Annotated in this window: 14 protein-coding genes; 10 read left to right on the top strand and 4 right to left on the bottom strand. The window is 63.7% G+C overall.

Translation table 11 applies throughout. The features are described from left to right. The first annotated feature begins 37 nt into the window (after positions 1–37). Genes SKZ59_RS10290 through SKZ59_RS10275 form a run of 4 tightly spaced genes read left to right on the top strand, consistent with a single transcriptional unit; the run spans position 38 to position 7,814 of the window. Entirely contained in the window at positions 38–1,195 is a 1,158-nt protein-coding gene (locus SKZ59_RS10290) for an ABC transporter substrate-binding protein (RefSeq protein ID WP_319991634.1), read from the top strand. Positions 1,196–1,232: 37 nt separating this feature from the next. Continuing rightward, positions 1,233–4,883 carry a response regulator gene (locus SKZ59_RS10285; protein WP_319991633.1) on the top strand — a complete coding sequence of 1,217 codons (3,651 nt, stop codon included), beginning with the start codon at positions 1,233–1,235 and terminating at the stop codon, positions 4,881–4,883. Then, positions 4,880–7,420: an EAL domain-containing protein gene (locus SKZ59_RS10280; protein ID WP_319991632.1), complete on the top strand. Its 2,541-nt coding sequence runs from the start codon at positions 4,880–4,882 to the stop codon at positions 7,418–7,420. Before SKZ59_RS10285 ends, SKZ59_RS10280 begins: the two co-directional genes overlap by 4 nt. 19 nt (positions 7,421–7,439) lie before the next feature. After that, positions 7,440–7,814, top strand: coding sequence for an oxidoreductase (locus tag SKZ59_RS10275; protein WP_128141453.1), 375 nt, complete (start codon positions 7,440–7,442; stop codon positions 7,812–7,814). A gap of 28 nt (positions 7,815–7,842) precedes the next feature. On the opposite strand, the gene SKZ59_RS10270 is transcribed toward SKZ59_RS10275, so the two are convergent. Beyond that, positions 7,843–9,348: an anion permease gene (locus SKZ59_RS10270; protein WP_034748161.1), complete on the bottom strand. Its 1,506-nt coding sequence runs from the start codon at positions 9,346–9,348 to the stop codon at positions 7,843–7,845. A gap of 287 nt (positions 9,349–9,635) precedes the next feature. Here SKZ59_RS10270 and lodA point away from each other — a divergent pair, with 287 nt between their 5' ends. The 4 genes from lodA to SKZ59_RS10250 all read left to right on the top strand — a co-directional run bounded on the left by lodA (position 9,636) and on the right by SKZ59_RS10250 (position 14,764). Then, the gene (lodA, locus tag SKZ59_RS10265) at positions 9,636–11,846 is read left to right on the top strand and encodes a CTQ-dependent lysine 6-oxidase LodA (protein WP_319991631.1); all 2,211 of its coding nucleotides are present in this window, start codon (positions 9,636–9,638) and stop codon (positions 11,844–11,846) included. Continuing rightward, the gene (locus SKZ59_RS10260; RefSeq protein WP_319991630.1) at positions 11,843–12,958 is read left to right on the top strand and encodes a tryptophan 7-halogenase; all 1,116 of its coding nucleotides are present in this window, start codon (positions 11,843–11,845) and stop codon (positions 12,956–12,958) included. Before lodA ends, SKZ59_RS10260 begins: the two co-directional genes overlap by 4 nt. Before the next feature lie 245 nt (positions 12,959–13,203). Then, the gene (locus SKZ59_RS10255) at positions 13,204–13,977 is read left to right on the top strand and encodes a ferredoxin--NADP reductase (protein WP_034748152.1); all 774 of its coding nucleotides are present in this window, start codon (positions 13,204–13,206) and stop codon (positions 13,975–13,977) included. Between the two features lie 211 nt (positions 13,978–14,188). Beyond that, positions 14,189–14,764: a type 1 glutamine amidotransferase family protein gene (locus SKZ59_RS10250; protein ID WP_070302396.1), complete on the top strand. Its 576-nt coding sequence runs from the start codon at positions 14,189–14,191 to the stop codon at positions 14,762–14,764. Here the strand turns inward: SKZ59_RS10250 and SKZ59_RS10245 are convergent. The 3 genes from SKZ59_RS10245 to SKZ59_RS10235 all read right to left on the bottom strand — a co-directional run bounded on the left by SKZ59_RS10245 (position 14,761) and on the right by SKZ59_RS10235 (position 17,024). Then, positions 14,761–16,206, bottom strand: a complete 1,446-nt coding sequence (locus SKZ59_RS10245) for a serine hydrolase domain-containing protein (protein WP_319991629.1) — start codon at positions 16,204–16,206, stop codon at positions 14,761–14,763. The genes SKZ59_RS10250 and SKZ59_RS10245 overlap by 4 nt on opposite strands. Before the next feature lie 85 nt (positions 16,207–16,291). Further along, positions 16,292–16,633: a hypothetical protein gene (locus SKZ59_RS10240; RefSeq protein WP_319991628.1), complete on the bottom strand. Its 342-nt coding sequence runs from the start codon at positions 16,631–16,633 to the stop codon at positions 16,292–16,294. A 7-nt stretch (positions 16,634–16,640) separates the two neighbouring features. Then, on the bottom strand, positions 16,641–17,024 hold the full coding sequence (locus SKZ59_RS10235; protein ID WP_319991627.1) for a hypothetical protein: 384 nt from the start codon (positions 17,022–17,024) through the stop codon (positions 16,641–16,643). Between the two features lie 299 nt (positions 17,025–17,323). On the opposite strand from SKZ59_RS10235, the gene SKZ59_RS10230 reads away from it, so the two are divergent. Both SKZ59_RS10230 and SKZ59_RS10225 read left to right on the top strand, forming a co-directional pair. Then, on the top strand, positions 17,324–17,512 hold the full coding sequence (locus SKZ59_RS10230; RefSeq protein ID WP_034748143.1) for a hypothetical protein: 189 nt from the start codon (positions 17,324–17,326) through the stop codon (positions 17,510–17,512). Between the two features lie 224 nt (positions 17,513–17,736). Next, positions 17,737–17,931, top strand: coding sequence for a hypothetical protein (locus SKZ59_RS10225; protein ID WP_034748139.1), 195 nt, complete (start codon positions 17,737–17,739; stop codon positions 17,929–17,931). Positions 17,932–17,986 lie beyond the last annotated feature (55 nt).

Genomic DNA, 17,986 nt, shown 5'->3' with positions numbered 1-17,986 from the left:
GCCAATTGATACCGGTCAACCTCCATAAAGGTAGCTCATGCGCGTTTTCCCGGAATGCTGCTGGCTCGCTATCACCCTCGTGGCCGGCGTGGTCCACGCCGCCGAACCGGGCGTCACCGAGACGCACATCCGTCTGGGCATGGTCAATGCGCAAACGGGCGCCGCCTCGGGGCTGGGGAAAGCCATGCTCGACGGCGCAACGGCCGTGTTCCAGGAAGCGAACCAGCGCGGCGGCATCCATGGCCGCAGCATCGAGCTGGTGGTCGCCGATGACGGCTACGATCCGGACCGCGCCATCAGCGAAACGCTCAGGCTGGTCGAGGAAAAACAGGTGTTCGCGCTGTTCGGCAACGTAGGGACGCCCACGACCAACGCCGTCATACCGATCGTCCAGGAAATGAAGGTGCCGCTGGTGGGCGCGTTTACGGGCGCGATGACCTTGCGCCGCCCCGTGGTGCATGAAATCATCAACTTCCGCGCCAGTTATGACGATGAGTCCGATGCCCTGGTGCAGTATTTCGCCAGCCGGGGCGTCAAGCGCTTTGGCGTACTGTACCAGGACGACGGTTTCGGCAACGCCGTGCTCGACGGCACCGTGCGGGCCCTGCAACGGCGCGGCCTGGAACTCGTCGCCAAGGGTTCGTTCCAGCGCGGCACCACGGCCGTCAAGGCGGGACTGGCGGCCCTGATCGGACACGACCTGCAAGCGGTGGTCATGGCCGGCCCCTACACGCCGGTGGCGGCGTTCGTGCGCGAAGCCAGCCAGGCCGGGTTGAAGGCGGCCCTGTCCACGGTATCGTTTGTCGGCACGGACAGCTTGCTGCAACTGCTGGGCACGGAAGGCAACAACATCGTCATTTCGCAAGTAGTGCCCTTGCCGGGCGACCGCCAGCTGCCGATCGCCGCCGACTGCGCCGCGCTGCTGGCCAAACATGTGCCGGCGGCCACGCTGTCTTTCGTCAGTTTCGAAGGCTGCATCTCGGCCACCCTGATGATGGCGGCGCTGCGCCGCACGGGCACCGACCTCACGCGCGAGCGCCTGATCCAGAGCTTCGAAACGTTCGACCGCCTCGATCTGGGCGGCATGCGGGTGACGCTGCGGCCCGATAATCACCAGGCGTCGACGGCCGTCTTCCTGACCCGCATCGCCGACGGCAGGATCGTGCCGGCGGACCCGGGGCCTGGCGCGAAGTGATGCGCGCCCACTTTTCCAGCCCGCCCTGGAGCCAGGCATGAAAATCAGGACCAAGCTGATCATCAGTACCAGCGTCCTGCTGGCGGGCGTGGCGGCCATGGCGGCGGCCAGCCTGCTGCTGGTGAAAGGCATCGAAACCCATGTGCATGGCTTGACCGACCGGACCGTGCCGCTGTACACGGACGTGTTGCGCCTGCGCTATACCGTGCAGGACATGGCGTCGGACTTTTTCGAGCTGGGCAAGGCGGAAGACCTGGCGCAGCTGGAACAGGTGTCGGACAAGATCGTCGCCAATATCCAGGCCGCCGAGAGCATCCGCAATGAATTGCGGCGCCATGGCGAGCCACAGGCGGCCCGCTATCACGCGGCCTTCGAACAGGAATTCCAGCGCATGCGCGTCGCCGTGCGCAAGCGCCTGGAAAACGAGGCCTACTACAAGGCGCAGGCGATGGAGATGGGCCAGGTCCTGGCGCAGATCAAGGCCGCCGCCAAGGCCGCGCGCGGCAAGATCCGCCTGGTCGACAGCCAGGCCCAGGCGACGGCTGCCGAAGTGCAGCTGCAAAGCCAGCGCCTGAACGAGAACGCGCGCTACCTGACCGACTTGCGCAAGAGCATCCTCGACATGCAGATTGCGCTGGCCGAAACGGAGGCCGTGAAGAACCGCTTCCGCATCGCACCCTTGCGCGAACGGCTGACGGCGGCCGTCGCCCATCTGCAGGGAAGCGGCGAGCGCGACATCAGCCCCGCCCAGCAGGCGCTGCGAACGACACTGCTGGCCACGGCGCGCCAGATGCTCGATCCCGCCGCCGGCTTGCTGGCCTTGCGCGCAGGGCTGCTGGCCGAGGCCGGCGCCAGCGCGACGCAGCAGGCGCACTATGCCGCGCTCAAGGAGCAAGTCAGCGCCACCCTGGCCACCGCTCTCCTGCGCCTGGCCGAGGAACTCGATCCCATCGAACTGCAGCTGGCCATCGGACGCGACCGGTTGGCGCAGGCCAACCGCTACATGCGCACCTCGGCCCGCATCGAGGACGCCAGCGGCGAAATCAACCTGGCTGTCGACGCCATCAGCATCGACGTGGGCGAAGTCATGCTCGCCACGGCCGCCGGCGACGTCAAGCGCCTGGGTGCCGATATCGCGCTGCACATCGGCGCACTGCACCGCGACATGGGCACCATGCAGACCTTGCTGCAAAGCATAGGCCAGCTGGGCTTGCTGGCCGAAACGCGCAGCGTCGACACCTACCTGGACGCGGTGGAACGGTCAGGACAGCGGCTGGTGCAAGCCAAGGGCAGCGTGCTGGACAGCCAGGCGGCGCTGGGCGAGGCCATCGACCACGTACGCGCTTTCGAACGCGAACAGGCCGCCTATTCCACGCAGCAGGTGGCGCGCATCACGGGGCAGCAGCAGGATGCCGTGACCCAGGTGCGCGATGGCGTGCGCCATGCTTTCATGCTGATCCTCGGCATCGCGCTGGTGCTGCTGCTGGCCTGCGTGGCCATCACGGGGCTGATCAGCGCCTCCATCGCCAGGCCGCTGGCGCACCTGTCCCATGCGATTGCCCATATCCGCGGCGGCAAGCCGCTGTCGGTGCGCGTGGCGCAGCATGGCAGCGATGAACTGGGGCAATTGATCAAGGGCTTCAACGGCATGCTCGAGCACGTGGAACAGCGCGACCTGGCGCTCAAGCAGGCCAAGGCCGAGGCCGACGCCGCCAACCGCGCCAAGTCGGAATTCCTGGCCAAGATGAGCCACGAGATCCGCACGCCGATGAATGGCGTGCTGGGCATGACGGAATTGCTGCAGCGCACGGAACTGAGTCCCAAGCAGCAGCGTTTCGTGCACACGGTGCACCGCTCGGGCGAAAGCCTGCTCAGCATCATTGACGACATCCTCGACTTTTCCAAGATCGAGGCGGGCAAGCTGGTGCTCGAACATATCCCGTTCGACCTGCGCCAGGTGATCGACGATGTCGTGGCGCTGTTTGCCAACGGCATCCAGCGCAAGGCCATCGAATTTACCTGCCGCATCGCCTCCGACGTGCCGCAGCATGTGCGCGGCGACCCCGTGCGGCTGCGCCAGATCCTCACCAACCTGCTCAATAACGCCACCAAGTTCACGGAACGGGGCGAGATTTCCGTCGACGTCAGCTGCCCCGCCGCCGGCCAGATCCGCCTGGAAGTGCGCGACACGGGCATCGGCATGGCGCCGGAAGCGGCAGCGGCCGTCTTCCAGCCATTCCGCCAGGCCGACAGCACCACTTCGCGCAAATACGGCGGCACGGGACTGGGCCTGGCCATCATCAAGCAGCTGGTGGAAATGATGGATGGCAAAATTGTGCTGAAATCCGTGGCGGGCCAGGGTTCCAGCTTCGCCGTCACCATCGCCGTGGGCATCGTGGCGCCCGAAGACGCGCCGCCGGCGGCGGCGCCGCGCGTGTCGCTGGCCGCCTTGAACGTGCTGGTCGTCGACGACCATGCCACCAACCGCAGCATCCTGCTGCAGCACGCGATCGAGTGGCAGATGGCCGCCGCCAGCGCCGCCGACGGCGCCGAAGCGCTGGACCTGCTGCAAGCCGCGCTGCGCGGCGGGCGCCCGTTCGACCTGGCCATCATCGATATGCGCATGCCCGTCATGGATGGCGCCGAGCTGGTGCGCGCGATCAAGGCCGACGCCGGCATGGCGGCCCTGAAAATTATCATGCTCAGTTCGCTGGACGCCTCGGCCGAGCTGCGCCAGCTGACGGCGCTGGGCGTGGAATACTGCCTGACCAAGCCCGTGCGGGCGATGGAACTGCGCCACTGCATCGAAGCTGTCTGCGGCTACGGCACCCTGGCGCCAACGAGTGCTGCCATGCCTGCCCTGCCCGCTCCAGCGGACACTGCGGACGCAGGCCAGGCGCCGCTGCGCATGCTGCTGGTGGAAGACAATGCGATCAACCAGGAAATCGCCCTGGCCATGCTGGAAGACAGCGGCTACAAAGCCACGCCGGCCGACAACGGCGCGCGCGCGCTGGCCCTGTGGGAGCGCTACCCGTTCGACGTGATCCTGATGGATTGCCAGATGCCGGAAATGGATGGTTTTGAAGCGACCCGGCGCTTGCGCCGCATGGAAACCGAGCAAGGCCGCAGCCGCACGCCCATCATTGCCCTGACGGCCAACGCCATCCTCGGCGACCGCGAACTGTGCCTGGACGCGGGCATGGACGACTACCTGGCCAAGCCGTACACGCGCGCCGCCCTGCTGGAAGTCCTGGCCCGCTGGCGTCCGTCGCCTGCCGCGCCGGCCGCAGCGGAAACGCTTACAGTAACCACGGAGGTGGCGCCGGTGGAATCAGCCGCCATCCTCGACGCGGCCGCCCTGCAAAACCTGCGCGCCATGCGGCGTCCCGGCCGTCCCGACGTGCTGGGGCGCATCATCGACCTGTTCTACAGCGACGCCCCACGCCTGCTGGGCCAGCTGGAAGTGGCTGCCGAAGCCAGCGATGCCGCGGCCCTGCAGCTGGCGGCGCATACGCTCAAGTCGAGCTGCGCCAACGTGGGCGCGCTGGGCTTGTCGGCCACCTGCCGTGAAATCGAACAATACGCGCGCGGCAATGACGTCGGCAGCGCGCTGCACCATATCCGCGGCATCCAGCAAGAGCTCGACCGTGTCCTCGCCGCCCTGGCCATTGAGAAGGAAGCCATATGAATACCGCACTGTCCCCGCAAGCACTGGTCCTGGTGGTCGACGACGACACCATGACGCGCATCCTCGTGACGGAAGCGCTGGAGCCGGAAGGCTTCCGCATCGAGGAAGCGGCCAGCGGCCTGGAAGCGCTGGCCGCCTTCCAGCGCGGCGTGCCCGACCTGATCCTGCTCGACGTCGCCATGCCCGGCATGAGCGGCTTCGAATGCTGCCAGCAGCTGCGCCGTCTGCCCGGCGGCGCGCACGTGCCCATCGTCGTGCTGACCGGCAACGACGACGACGACTCCATCAAGCAGGCGCTGGAAGCGGGCGCCAGCGATTTCATTTCCAAGCCCATGCAATGGCGGCTGCTGGCGCACCGGCTGCGCTATCTGCTGCGGGCCAGCAGCGCGCTCACCGAATTGAGCCGTATCCAGGAAAGCCTCAACCACGCGCAGGCGCTGGCCCGCCTCGGCAACTGGGAATACCGGGTCGCCGGCGGCGACGGCTACTGGTCGCCGGAGCTGTTGCGCATCCTGGGCCTGGATGCCGATACCGGCCCCACCAGCTTCGACCGCCTGCTGCAGTGCCTGCCGGAAGACCAGCGACCCCTGCTGCTCGATGCCTTCATGGAGTTGCATGCGAGCGGCACCAGCTATGGCCTCGAACACAAGGTGCTGCGGCCGGACGGCGGCGAGTGCATCGTCTTTCACCAGGCCGAAGCCGTGCGCGAAGGCCGCGAAGTGCTCTTGATGCGCGGTACCGTGCAAGACATCACGGACCGCAAGCTGCAGGAATTGCGCATCGAATACCTGGCCAACCATGACGCGCTGACGGACTTGCCCAACCGGCAACTGCTGAACGACCGCATCGGCCAGGCCATCGCCCATGCCCGCCGCACCCGCTTGCACCTGGCCACCCTGATGATGGACCTCGACCGTTTCAAGTTCGTCAATGACAGCTATGGCCACCCCGTGGGCGACGCGCTGCTGCGGGAAGTGGCGCGGCGGCTGAAGCTGGCCGTGCGCGAGGGCGACACCGTGGCCCGCCAGGGCGGCGACGAGTTCGTCATCCTGCTGACGGACCTGCCCGACATCGAGACGGCCGAACAGATCGTGAAAAAGGTGCTGGCGGTGTTCTCCGATCCTTTCATCCTGGGCGAACATACGCTGCACGTGAGCACCAGCATCGGCGCCAGCGTGTTTCCGTCCGACGGCGACAGCGGCGACATGCTGCTCAAGACGGCCGATGCGGCCCTCTACAGCGCCAAGGACAAGGGCCGCAACGGCTACCAGTTCTACAATCACAAGATGGGCGTGCTGGTGGAGGAACGGGCCGAAATCGAACACGCGCTGCACCAGGCGCTGGCGCTGGGCGAGCTGGAATTGCACTACCAGCCCAAGGTCGACCTTACCAGCGGCAAGATCTATGGCATGGAAGCGCTGCTGCGCTGGCGCCGCGACGGCATCGGCCTGGTGCCGCCGGACCGCTTCATCCCCCTGGCCGAGGAAACGGGCATGATCGTACCCATCGGCGAATGGGTGCTGCGCACGGCGTGCGCGCAGCTGGGCGTCTGGCATGCCTACGGCTTTACGCACCTGACGATAGCCGTCAACGTGTCGGCGCGCCAGTTCCGCCAGGTCGACATGCCGCAACTGGTGCGCGAAGTGCTGGCCGACAGCGGCGTGCCGGCCCACTGCCTGGAGCTGGAGCTGACGGAAAGCGTGCTGATGCAGAACCGCGACCTCGTGGTGAAGGCGCTGGAAGAATTGAAGGAAATCGGCGTGACCTTGTCGCTGGACGACTTCGGCACTGGCTATTCGAGCCTGTCCTACCTCAAGCAGTTCCCCATCGACGTCGTCAAGATCGACCAATCGTTCATCCGCGACGTGACCGACAGCGTGGATGGCGCGTCGCTGACCCGCTCCATCATCGCCATGGCCAAGTCGCTGCACATGACCACGGTGGCCGAGGGCGTGGAAACGGAGGGACAATTGGGATTTCTCAATACCAACCAGTGCGACGCCATGCAGGGCTATTATTTCAGCCGCCCGCTGCCCGGCGCCGAGATGGATCTGATGTTGCATGCGGGCACCCATTTGCCGCCCGACAGCTGCCATGCCGAAACGCCGCAGCGCGTGCTGCTGCTGGTGGACGACGAAGAGCACATCCTGTCCGCCCTGCGCCGCTCGCTGCGCAAGGAGGGTTACCAGATACTCAGCACCAGCAAGCCGCAGGAAGCCTTGGAACTGGTGGCCGCCCATGCCGTGGGCGTGATCCTCACGGATGCGCGCATGCCGGGCATGTCCGGCAACGAGCTCTTGCGCCGCATCAAGGGTATCTATCCGGAAATCGTGCGCGTGATGCTGTCCGGCTACCCGGAACTGCATTCGGTCACGGCGGCCATCAATGAAGGCTCGGTGTACAAGTTCATCACCAAGCCATGGGATGAAACCCTGCTGAAAGACCATTTGCGCGAAGCCTTCGTGCGCTTCGAATCGGGCGTCCAGCGGCCACCGGTCGGCCCGCATGGTATCGAGATCAGCAACCGTGCCGCCTAGCGCGCCACCAGGAGCCGCCATGCAGGATCAGCTGTTCTTCGAAGGCTTGCGCGCGCTGGCCGAAGCCGCCTTCCCCAAGCATTGCGCCTGTTGCGGGCGCGAATTCGCCACGGCGGACGATTTCATTTTGCAGACGCAATCGATGCGCCAGAATGTCTCGGGGCTGAAACAAAGCTTCGACGACAACAACGTGGCCATCGTCGAGGTCTACCGCAACTGCCTGTGCGGCTCGACCCTGATGGATTTCTTTTCAGACCGGCGCGACACCTCCGAGGCATCGCTGCAGCGGCGTCAGCTGTTTGAACGGCTGTTGCCGCCGCTGATGGAAAAAGGCATGGAACGGGCCGCCGCGCGCGAGTATCTGCTGCACGTCGTGCGCGGCCAGCTGCCGTGACGGGGCGGCTGGCCGCTGGCCGCTGGTATTACCAGTAGCCCAGCACCTTCCACCACGTCGTGCCGACGACGGCAAAGATCAGCAATTCGATCACGCACATGATGAAGCCAACTTTCCACCAGTTGCCCATCGTCACGAAGCCGCTGCCGAAGATGATGGGCGAAGTGCCCGTCGCGTAGTGGGTCAGGGTCATCATGATGGCCGAGCCGGCCGTCATCATCAGCATGAACGGCACGTGGTATTCGGCCGGGATCAGGTGCAGGCCCACCGTCAGGAAGGCCAGCAGCATGGCGCTGATGTGGGCCGTCGTGCTGGCGAAGAAGTAGTGCGAGAAGACAAACACCAGCACGAGCACGCCGGCGATCGGCAGCCAGTCCATGCCGCTGGCAACGATGGCCGCCTTCATGCCGGCCGAGAACCAGGCGATCACGCCCGTCTTGTTCAGCTGCTCGGCCATCATGACGAGCGCGCCGAACCACACCAAAGTGTCCCAGGCGCTCTTTTCCGACAGGACGTCGTCCCAATCGATGGTGCCGGTAATGATCAGCACGAACAAGCCGACAAAGGCGACCACCGTCGCATCGAGCGAAAACGCGGGGCCGAACAGCATGGCCGGCACGTTGGCCCACAGCAGCAGCAACAGGGCGAAGGTGCCCAGCATGACTTTTTCCGACGGCGACAGCGGGCCCATGCCTTTCAGTTCGGCCTTGGCATAGGTGACGGCGTCGGGCGTGGCTTTGAGTTCCGGCGGCGACAGCCAGTAGATAATCAGCGGCATCACCAGCAGACAGACCAGGCCCGGCAGCAGCATGCACAGGGCCCAGGTGGTCCACGTCAGGTGGAAACTCTGGCCGCTGGCCTTGGCCACGAAGTCGACCACGAGCGGGTTGGGCGCCGTGGCCGTGAGGAACATGGCCGAGGTGATCGGGTTGGCGTGGTAGTTGACGAGGGCCAAGTAGGTGCCGACCTTCTTTTCCGTGCCCTTGGCCGGGTCGGAATCAAAGGCGTTGGCGATCGATTTCATGACGGGGTGGACGATGCCGCCGCCGCGCGCCGTGTTACTTGGCGTAAATGGCGCCAGCACCAGTTCGCAGATGGCCAGGCCGTAGCCGATGCCCATGGTGCGCTTGCCCAGCAGCGAGATGAACAGCAGGCCGATGCGGCTGCCCAGCCCCGTCTTTTTCAGGCCGCGCGAAATCAGGATCGCCACAACGATCAGCCAGATCAAGGGATTCGAAAAACTGCTGAGCGCATCCGTGATGGCGCCCTTGGACGAGGTCGACGTCACTTGCGACAAGGACACGATGACGATGGCCATCATGGCCATCACGCCGATCGGCATGACTTTCAGGATGATCGCCAGAATCGTGGTGAGGAAAATCGCCACCAGGCCCCAGGCCTTGGGCGTCAAGCCATCGGGCGCCGGCAGCAAGAGCATGCTCACCAGCAAGGCCGTGCAGATCAGGGCGGGGACGAGGCGGAATGGGACGGCTTCCTTGAAATGCAGGAACAGGTCGCGCACTGTTTTATACATCATGATTTCCTTTGCTGGACAGGCATCCTGGCGGGCGGTCGCCCGCGTGGATTGGTGATAATTCTTTTTAGCAACATCATACAAGCTCATGCGCCACTACCCTGCTCCGTTACGCCTGCGCGTGCCAGGAAATTCCCGAATCGTTGACTTGAGCGGTATCAGAGTGCCGGTAAATATTGTTGAGCAGTGACAATGGGTGACTTTTTTGTCAATTTTTCTCTGTATCTTTCCCCGTAGCTGCCGCCAGATATGCCACCAGGATTGCCAACCTTTCAGGGGAAAACTTGATGAATAGCACGGAACAGTACTCGATACACCCATCGATCGGCGTTGCCCGCGTGGGCAACAGCCATGATTCGTTTTATCTGGCGCCGGAAACGATCGGCGGGCTGCCGATCGAAGTCGACAGCAACAACGATCCGCAGCTTGTCGATGGCAAGCCGGTCCGCGTTACCCAATTCAAGGATGCGGCCGGCCGCGTGCGGCGCCAGGCAGCCGGCTTCCGCATCTACAAGTCCGTGGCGGGACGTCCCGGCGAAAAAGTCCTCGTCGACCTGCAGGACCCGGGCATTGCCAAGATCGAATGGACAGTGCACGTGGCAAACAAGAAGGCAGCGTGGTGGAACTTCATTCCCCTGCTGGGCGACCTGATGTTTGGCCCATACAACAGCTATGAAACCTGGGAAAAGACGCCGCCCGCCTGGAATCTGACGCCCACGTCCTGGACCAATCTGCGCAATGACACCGTCAAGGGAGATGAGGCACGGCAAAAACTGATCGTCGATCCGGGACCGCGCACACTCGATGCGCCGCTGGGCAAGGCCCATTTCGACAAGGATGGCGCCGGTTCCTATGCGCACGTGTCCTTCCCCGATCCGCACGCCATCACGCAAGGCTATCCGGTGCGCACGCTCGGTGAAATGCGCACGGATTCACGCGGCAACCTGCTGGTGATCGGCGCCTATGGCCGCGCGGGCGGCTCCGAAAGCATCACGGGCTTTGGCGGCGGCGATACGTGGAATGACGACGTGGGCGATGGCCCCGTCAGCGCGACCATCCATTTCACGGATGGCAGCCCGTCCGTGGAACTGAAAGCGTGGGTGGTTATCGGCTCACCGAAGTTCGCGCCCGAGCTGGTGAATATTTCCACCTGGGATGACGTCGTGGCCGACATGGCCATCAAATACAAGAACGCGCTGCCCGAGGCCTACGACACGGCCCGCTGGAGCGGTAGCGATGGCTGGAATCCCGACTATGTCGTCAATTACGGGCAGGACATTCAGCCCTTCCTTGCCAGGATAGGCGATTACCAGTGGGTGGCGACGGTGCCGTCGATGACGGCCTTCATCCGCCCCAACTTTGACGTGGCCGATGCGTCGGAAGCGAACCGGCCGCAGCGCGAAAAATTCTTCAGCTATTTCAGGAAGCCGTCGGCCATCCGGCCCGGCACGGAGGAACAGGCGCCCGGATTCACCGGTGGCCAGGGCGGACAATTGTTCAGCGAAGCCACCACGGAGAACCCCGCCGCCGGCATTCCTCTCGTGCCCTTGAATTCAGGCAGCAATTCCGTGCGCAACAACGTCATCAGCAAGTTTTCCGTACTGACGGATACGCAATACTTTGCCTTGCAGCAGTGGGCGGCTGGCAAATTCGCCGCCGACGCGCCGGGCCTGGCCTTGCCCGGCATCGACCCGCTCGATCAGGCGGCCATCGGCAATTGCGTGGGCGAACCCATGTGTCCCGGCATCGAAGTGACGTGGAGCGTGCGCAATCCCATCATCTATGCGAAACCGTACGCCATCCTGCACCGCGTGGATGCCGATTACGCAAAAAACGGCCTGTCGGCGGGCCGCGACGAGTGCGAACCGCTGGACTGGAACGATCCGACCGTCGGCACCGGCTGCGAACCAGGCGACCTGACCAAGCGCATGGCCATCCCGTGGCAGGCCGACTTCTATGACTGCTCCGTGCAGATGATCAACTTCGACAATCCGGACCTCGTCAAGAATCCCGACACGCTCATCCCCGTGCCGCCCACCTATTACGCCTACTGGTGGCCGCCGCAAAGCCCGTGGAACGTGATCAATGGCGCCACCACCAAGGAAGAACAGGCGCTTGCCGGCGTGCCGGCCGGCATGCAGGTGATGTACAGCCGCGGCATGAACAGTTTTTCGCAGATGATCAGTTCATGGCACTACCTCGGTTTCATCGTGAACCAGAACCAGGATGCCGAGTCGGGCCGCCAGTACCCGTATTTTGTGGAAAAGGAGCGCAATCACGCCAAGTTCGTGGCCGCCAGCGTCGGGGTCGGCAATGCCAGCAGCTTCATCACGGGCGACGATTCGAACTACCTGCCCGCCTGGTTCCTCAAGGATGAGGATCCGCAGACGGCGCCCGAGAAGGCATCGCAGCTGTTTGCCAGCGGCGGCGCGCAAGTGGCCGTGCATGACACGCCGAAGAAAATCCAGCCTGCCAACCGGCGCCGGTTTTCCCATTGAGTGTCACGCCAAGCACGTCGTCATCGCGCGACTACGACGTCGTCATTGTCGGCGGCGGTGCCGCCGGCACTGCCGCCGCCCTGACCCTGGCCCGCTACACGGGCTTGCGCATCGCCTTGCTGGAAAAGCAGCTGTTCGACGATTACCGGGCCGGCGAAACGGTATCGTCGTCCATCTTTTCGATGCTGGACTTCCTGGGCGTCGGCCGCGACCTGCTGGACGGCGCCCAGCTGCCCGCGTTTTCCCATGCGGCCGCGTGGGGCAGCGCGGAGCTGATGTCGCGCGAGGCCGTCTTCAGCAGCCACGGCCACGGCTTGCACCTGGACCGCCGGCAATATGACGCCATCCTGCTCGAACAGGCGCGCCTGGCGGGCGTGGCGTTGCTGCGTCCGGCGCAACTGGTACAGCTCGAACACGGCGACCCGTGGCGTCTGCGCGTGGCGAGCGAGGGGCAGGAAACGGACCTGACGGCCCGCTACCTGATCGATTGCAGCGGCAAGCAGGCGGCCATCGTGCGCCAGCGCAAGCGTCCGATCCACACGGAAGACTCGCTGGTGGCGCTGTACGCCTATTATCAGCTGGACGAGCCGCAATTCCTGCCGCACCGCACCCTGGTGGAAACGACGCAGCACGGCTGGTATTATGCGGCGCCCCTGCCGGGCGAGCGCGTGGCGCTGGCCTTCATCACGGATGCCGACATCCTCAAGCGCCTGCGGCTGAAGGAAGCGGCGCCCTGGCGCGAGGCCGGCATGGGCACGCGCCATGTGGGCGATATCCTCGCGCGCCTGCCCCCGCCGAGCGCGCTGCGCCATTACGCCATCCACAGCCGGGTGGCGTCGCTGCCGGCCGATGAAAACTGGACGGCGGCGGGCGACGCGGCCGCCTGCTTCGACCCGATCTCGTCGCTGGGCATCGGCCAGGCCATGGCTTCCGGCATCCATGCGGCGCGGGTGGCGGAAGCGTTCCTGGCCGGCGACCGGGGCATGGCGGCCGGTTACCGGCGCAGCGTCTTCGCCGCGTTTGAAACCTATCTGCAGATGCGGCGCGGCTTCTACGGTGCCGAGCAGCGCTGGCGCGATGCGCCGTTCTGGCAGCGCCGGGCCGCTTCTTGACGCGCCCTGCAAAAAACTGAGCCAGGTCAAGAGAGCGCATGTCCACGGCCCGTTTCCGGGCCAATTCCAGCCCCGCCTTGCCATTCGCACTATAATGTTGGCACCGTGTGCGGCAGCATTGGCGGCGATAGACGGTAACAATTTCGTGTGGAGGCCGGTACAATAGCGTCTGGGCCTACACAGGGTTTCACTTTTGCCAGCAGTTGCCAGCAACTAACCATTTTTTTGACCAGCCAACAAATACTATGAGTTCGATGAATGAAGAGCGCGTTTTAAGCGTGCACCACTGGACGGATACCCTGTTCTCCTTTACCACCACGCGCGACCCGTCGCTGCGTTTCTCGAATGGCCATTTCACCATGATCGGCCTGCGCGTCGACGGCAAGCCATTGCTGCGCGCCTACAGTATCGCCAGCGCCAATTACGAAGACCACCTGGAATTTTTCAGCATCAAGGTGCCGGGCGGTCCATTGACGTCGCGTTTGCAGCATTTGCAAGTGGGCGACACCGTCATCGTCGGCCGCAAGCCGACGGGTACCCTGGTCTCCGATTACCTGCTGCCAGGCAAGCGCCTGTACATGCTGTCGACGGGTACGGGCCTGGCGCCTTTCCTCAGCATCGTGCGCGATCCGGACATCTACGAGCGTTTCGACCAGCTGATCCTCGTGCACGGCGTGCGCCAGGTCGATGAACTGGCTTACCACGACTTGCTGGAAGAGCATTTGCCCAAGCATGAGTTCCTGGGCGAAATGGTCAGCGACAAGCTGCGCTACTACCCGACCGTGACGCGCGAAGACTTCCGCAACATGGGCCGCATCACGGAACTGATCGAGAACGGCAAGCTGGCCGAAGACTTGGGCGTGCCTGCGCTGAACCCGGCCGAAGACCGCGTGATGATCTGCGGCAGCTCGGACATGCTGCGCGACCTGAAGGAAATGCTGGAAGCGCGTGGCTTCAAGGAAGGCAATACCTCGACGCCTGGCGACTTCGTTGTCGAGCGCGCGTTCGCCGAGAAGTAATCGGCAGCAAACTCGTAGCAAATACAGGGGCCCGGCCCCGCCGCTTCCTGCGGCGGCGCCGGGCCTTTTCATTGCAACTTGTGCCATCAACTTGTGCCATCATTTCCTGCGCGCTCCTGACAGAAATTGTCAGTACTTTTTATTATGATTTCGGCACCCGCTGGCTAGCAAGCCAGTACTATTGATATCTCCATCTGCGACAGGACTTTTCATGACACGTGCCATCACCATTCTGACCGAGAACTTTGCCGATTGGGAAACCGCCCTGCTCAATTCCACGGCGCGGCTGTACTACGGCTTTTACACGCAGTTCGCCACGCCGGGCGGCTTGCCCGTCACCTCGTCCGGCGGCATGCTGGTCACGCCGCAACTGGCACTGGAAGAGATCGTGCTTGATGAACTCGACTTGCTGATGGTGTGTGGCGGCAGCTTCTGGCAAAGCGGCAAGGCGCCCGACCTGGGCCCGCTGCTGCGCGCGGCCCGCGACAAGGGCGTGGTGCTGGCCGGCATTTGCGACGGCACGCGCGTGCTGGCGCAGGCGGGCGTGCTCGACACCGTGCGCCACACCTCGAATTCGGCCGATAACCTGGCGGATACGGGCTATGCGGGCGCGGCCCTGTACCAGGATGTGCCGTGGGCCGTGGCCGACCAGCGCGTCATCACGGCACCGGGCACGGCGCCTGTCACCTTCACCAGGGAAGTCTTGCGCGCCCTGGGCATCGCCGATGACAACCTGGCCGCTTACCTGGCCATGCACGGGGCCGAGCACGGCCAGGCAGCCCGCTAATTGGCACCCAGCACGCGCAGGCGCGCCACGGCGTGCGCATTGCCCGGGTCCAGTTCCAGCGAACGGCGGTAATGCGTGACGGCCAGCGCCGTGGCGCCGTCCGCCTCGTACGCTTCGGCCAGGCTGTCGTGGCCATTCGCCCCTTGCGGGTACAGTTGCACACCCAGCTGGAAGACGGCCACGGCCTGTTTCGGCTGCTGCCGCCCCAGCAGGCGGTAGCCCCAGGCGTTCAAGTCGTCTTCCGTGGGTTCCGGCAAGCCGTGCTGGCGCAGGATGGCCGCCAGTTTCTTGTCCAGCCCGTCGAAACCGGCGCTGGCCGCCTGCTTGCGCAGCAAGTGCGCGGCATACGCGCCGCCGCGCTGCTGGCGCAGGGCGGGAAGATAGAAGCCGGCGACGGTATCGATCAGCTGTTCCGGCTGGCCGCCGGCCAGGTTGCTGAGGATAATGACGGCCAGGCCATCGTCCGGATACACATAAAAGGCCGAGCGGCCACCGCCGATGCCGGCCACGGCGCGGTGGCCATCGCGGCCGATGGTGGGCCAGCCCAGCGCCCACGGCGCCGGCTTGCCGTCATTCAAGCTGGTCGGCTGCCACAGCCGCTCCACACCGGCGGGCGCCAGCAAGCGTCCCGACTGCAGCGCGATGAGCCAGTTGGCCAGTTCGCCCGCATTGCTGTTGATGCCGGCCCCGGCGCGCATGAACACGGGAAAGTCTTCGATCACGTTGCGGTAGCCCTTGCCGCTACGGTCCAGCACGTAGGAACTGGCCTTGTTGGCGACCACGTCCTTCGCGTCGCCAAAGCCGCTGTGCCGCATGCACGCCACGTCGAACTGCCGGCGCTGGATAAAAGTAGTAAAGGGCTGGCCGCCTAGCCGCTCGACCAATTGCGCCAGCAACACATAATTGGTCTGGTTATAGCGGTAGCGCTGGCCTGGCGGGGCTTCCACGGCCAGCGCCTGCACGGCTGTCCAGGCCGCATCGGCGTCGTCCGGCAGCGGCCCCACGAGCTTGCCGCTGCGCTGGTCCAGCACGTCGGGCAAGCCCGAGGTATGGTTGAGTAATTGGGTCACCGTCACGGCTTGCCAGGCGACAGGCAGCCCCGTCAGGTACTGGCCAACCGGTGCGGCCAGGTCGATCTTGCCCTCTTGCACCAGCTGCATCACGGCCACGCCCGCAAACGCTTTCGTTGCCGAGTTGATGGAAAACAGGCTCGTGTCCGTCACGGGCACCTGGTATTGCAGGCTGGCCAGGCCAAAGTTGCGCTTCAGCACAACCTTGCCATGCTGTATCACGGCCAGTTGCAGCCCTGGAATCTGGCGCTCCTGCATTTCGCTGCGCACGAAGGCGGCAATATCGTGTTCGGCACGCGATGCCTGCGCACGGCTGGCGGGAACGGCGGCAAGCGCCATGACAAGCAGGACGGACGGCAGGCATGGCTTCACGATGCGGCTTTCGGCAAGAGAAAACGGAACCGCAGCATCCCATACCTATTTGTCAACGTCAACGATAATCTTGCCAGTCAGAAAGTTACTCTCCCAGCCACACATCCTCGTACCCTTGGCGGTCGAGAATGAACTTGGCACCGCTGGGCAAGGCCAGGTAATCGACCACCTGCGGCAGCATCTCGTGCAGGTGTTCCGCATGCAGGGGCTGGTAAAAGCCGCTGGCGTCGTCGTGTTCACCGCAATGGATAAACCAGCTGATCGTGCCATTTTCCGGCAGCTCGATGCGCGTGCCGTAGATGGGCGACTGCGCCAGGCTGCCGATGGCCAGGGCCACCATGGGTTCGGGCGCTTGCGCCGGCAGGCCGAATTTGTCGCAGATGCGCTGCTGTTTTTCGCTGATCAGTTCAGTCAGGTTCTTCATCATCTTGTTCTCAGGATCCGATGTAGCGGTAATGGAGGTGCAGCGCGCCATCGTGGCCGGACATTTCCAGGTGCAGGATCGCTTCGCCAGGCTTGCCATCGGCCAGCAGCCGGCATTCCAGGCCCAGCGGTCCCGCCCCGGTGGCATACACGTCGACGGCGGGACGGCCGCCCTTGCCCGGCACGAAGGCTTGCGCCAGCGGCGCCAGTGACAATGCCTGGTCCGCCGCAAAATAGCTGTCGAGCATTTCGATGATCTCGTCGGCCACGGCCGGCGACAGGCCCCAGTCGCGTTGCAGCGCAACAGGATCGCGCCCGTCGAGCGTCTGCACGAAGGCTGCGGCTTGCGCGTATGCCAGCTGACGCAGGCTGTCGGTAACTGCCATTTCCATCATGTGGCTCCTGCCCTGTCCATTCAACAGGCGTCATTATAGTGCGTGGCCGCGCGCCTAGGCTATCCGTTTGCCATCCATAATCAGACCGCTTGCCGCTCATTTAAAATACCATGCTTATTGTTTATCGCACTGCAATAATATAAATGGACCGCGTGATATTTGGTGAGTATTCCCAAAAGATAATCGCGAATACGATTGATTTTCAATTGACGCTTATTTATTCCGGCGCTAATATCGAATGGCCATATACCATGGCATACAGTGCAAGCAGTACTTAACCATCACAAGAGGATAGTACAATGCAAAATCAAACCAAATTGTTCGCGTTCAAACTGGCTGAAAAACAGGTACAAAAACAGGCGGCGCCGGCCACTGCCTGGAAAGTGCGCGACGGCGTCGCCGTGGCTGGCTGCACCGCCGTCGGCACCCATGATCAATATCGCGACTCTTCGCGTCTCAGGCCGAACGACAGCGGCCAGTATTGCTGATCTTCGCAGCACCCTGGAACCTCGCCCTTGGCGGGGTTTTATTCCAATCCCGACTTGATGAATTGGCGCCAATTGCGGCGCAGTATATTTCTGCGCGCGGCATTCATAATAAATACCAACATTAACTGATTCTTTATCGACGAAGAATTTTAAAATCCGGCATTTAAAAACCGGCACCACTGGATACTCAATAAGCGGCACTTAACCACGACAAGAGGATGACAATGCAAAAACAGAATCAAACCAAGCTGTTTGCTTTCAAACTGGCGGAGAAAGAAGCAGACAAGGAAGTCAAGCAACCATGGCAGGTGCGCGATGGCGTAGCCGTGGCCGGCTGCACGTATTACGGCGATCCGGAAGATTACAATCTGCGCGACAGTTCGCGTTTTTCCCCAAACGATACGGGCGTGTATTGCTGATACCCTAGCCAACTGAAGGCCTTGCCACGGCAAGGCCTTTTACTTTCCTTCCCCG

The sequence above is a fragment of the Janthinobacterium sp. GMG2 genome (assembly GCF_033949445.1).
Taxonomy (GTDB): domain Bacteria; phylum Pseudomonadota; class Gammaproteobacteria; order Burkholderiales; family Burkholderiaceae_D; genus Janthinobacterium; species Janthinobacterium aestuarii.
This window is presented reverse-complemented; position numbering and strand designations above follow the sequence as displayed.

Bases quoted from the DNA above. Each gene is read 5' to 3' on its own strand.
- SKZ59_RS10290 (WP_319991634.1), top strand. From the start codon at position 38: ATGCGCGTTTTCCCGGAATGCTGCTGGCTCGCTATCACCCTCGTGGCC.
- SKZ59_RS10285 (WP_319991633.1), top strand. From the start codon at position 1,233: ATGAAAATCAGGACCAAGCTGATCATCAGTACCAGCGTCCTGCTGGCG.
- SKZ59_RS10280 (WP_319991632.1), top strand. From the start codon at position 4,880: ATGAATACCGCACTGTCCCCGCAAGCACTGGTCCTGGTGGTCGACGAC.
- SKZ59_RS10275 (WP_128141453.1), top strand. From the start codon at position 7,440: ATGCAGGATCAGCTGTTCTTCGAAGGCTTGCGCGCGCTGGCCGAAGCC.
- SKZ59_RS10270 (WP_034748161.1), bottom strand. From the start codon at position 9,348: ATGTATAAAACAGTGCGCGACCTGTTCCTGCATTTCAAGGAAGCCGTC.
- lodA (WP_319991631.1), top strand. From the start codon at position 9,636: ATGAATAGCACGGAACAGTACTCGATACACCCATCGATCGGCGTTGCC.
- SKZ59_RS10255 (WP_034748152.1), top strand. From the start codon at position 13,204: ATGAGTTCGATGAATGAAGAGCGCGTTTTAAGCGTGCACCACTGGACG.
- SKZ59_RS10250 (WP_070302396.1), top strand. From the start codon at position 14,189: ATGACACGTGCCATCACCATTCTGACCGAGAACTTTGCCGATTGGGAA.
- SKZ59_RS10240 (WP_319991628.1), bottom strand. From the start codon at position 16,633: ATGATGAAGAACCTGACTGAACTGATCAGCGAAAAACAGCAGCGCATC.
- SKZ59_RS10235 (WP_319991627.1), bottom strand. From the start codon at position 17,024: ATGATGGAAATGGCAGTTACCGACAGCCTGCGTCAGCTGGCATACGCG.
- SKZ59_RS10230 (WP_034748143.1), top strand. From the start codon at position 17,324: ATGCAAAATCAAACCAAATTGTTCGCGTTCAAACTGGCTGAAAAACAG.
- SKZ59_RS10225 (WP_034748139.1), top strand. From the start codon at position 17,737: ATGCAAAAACAGAATCAAACCAAGCTGTTTGCTTTCAAACTGGCGGAG.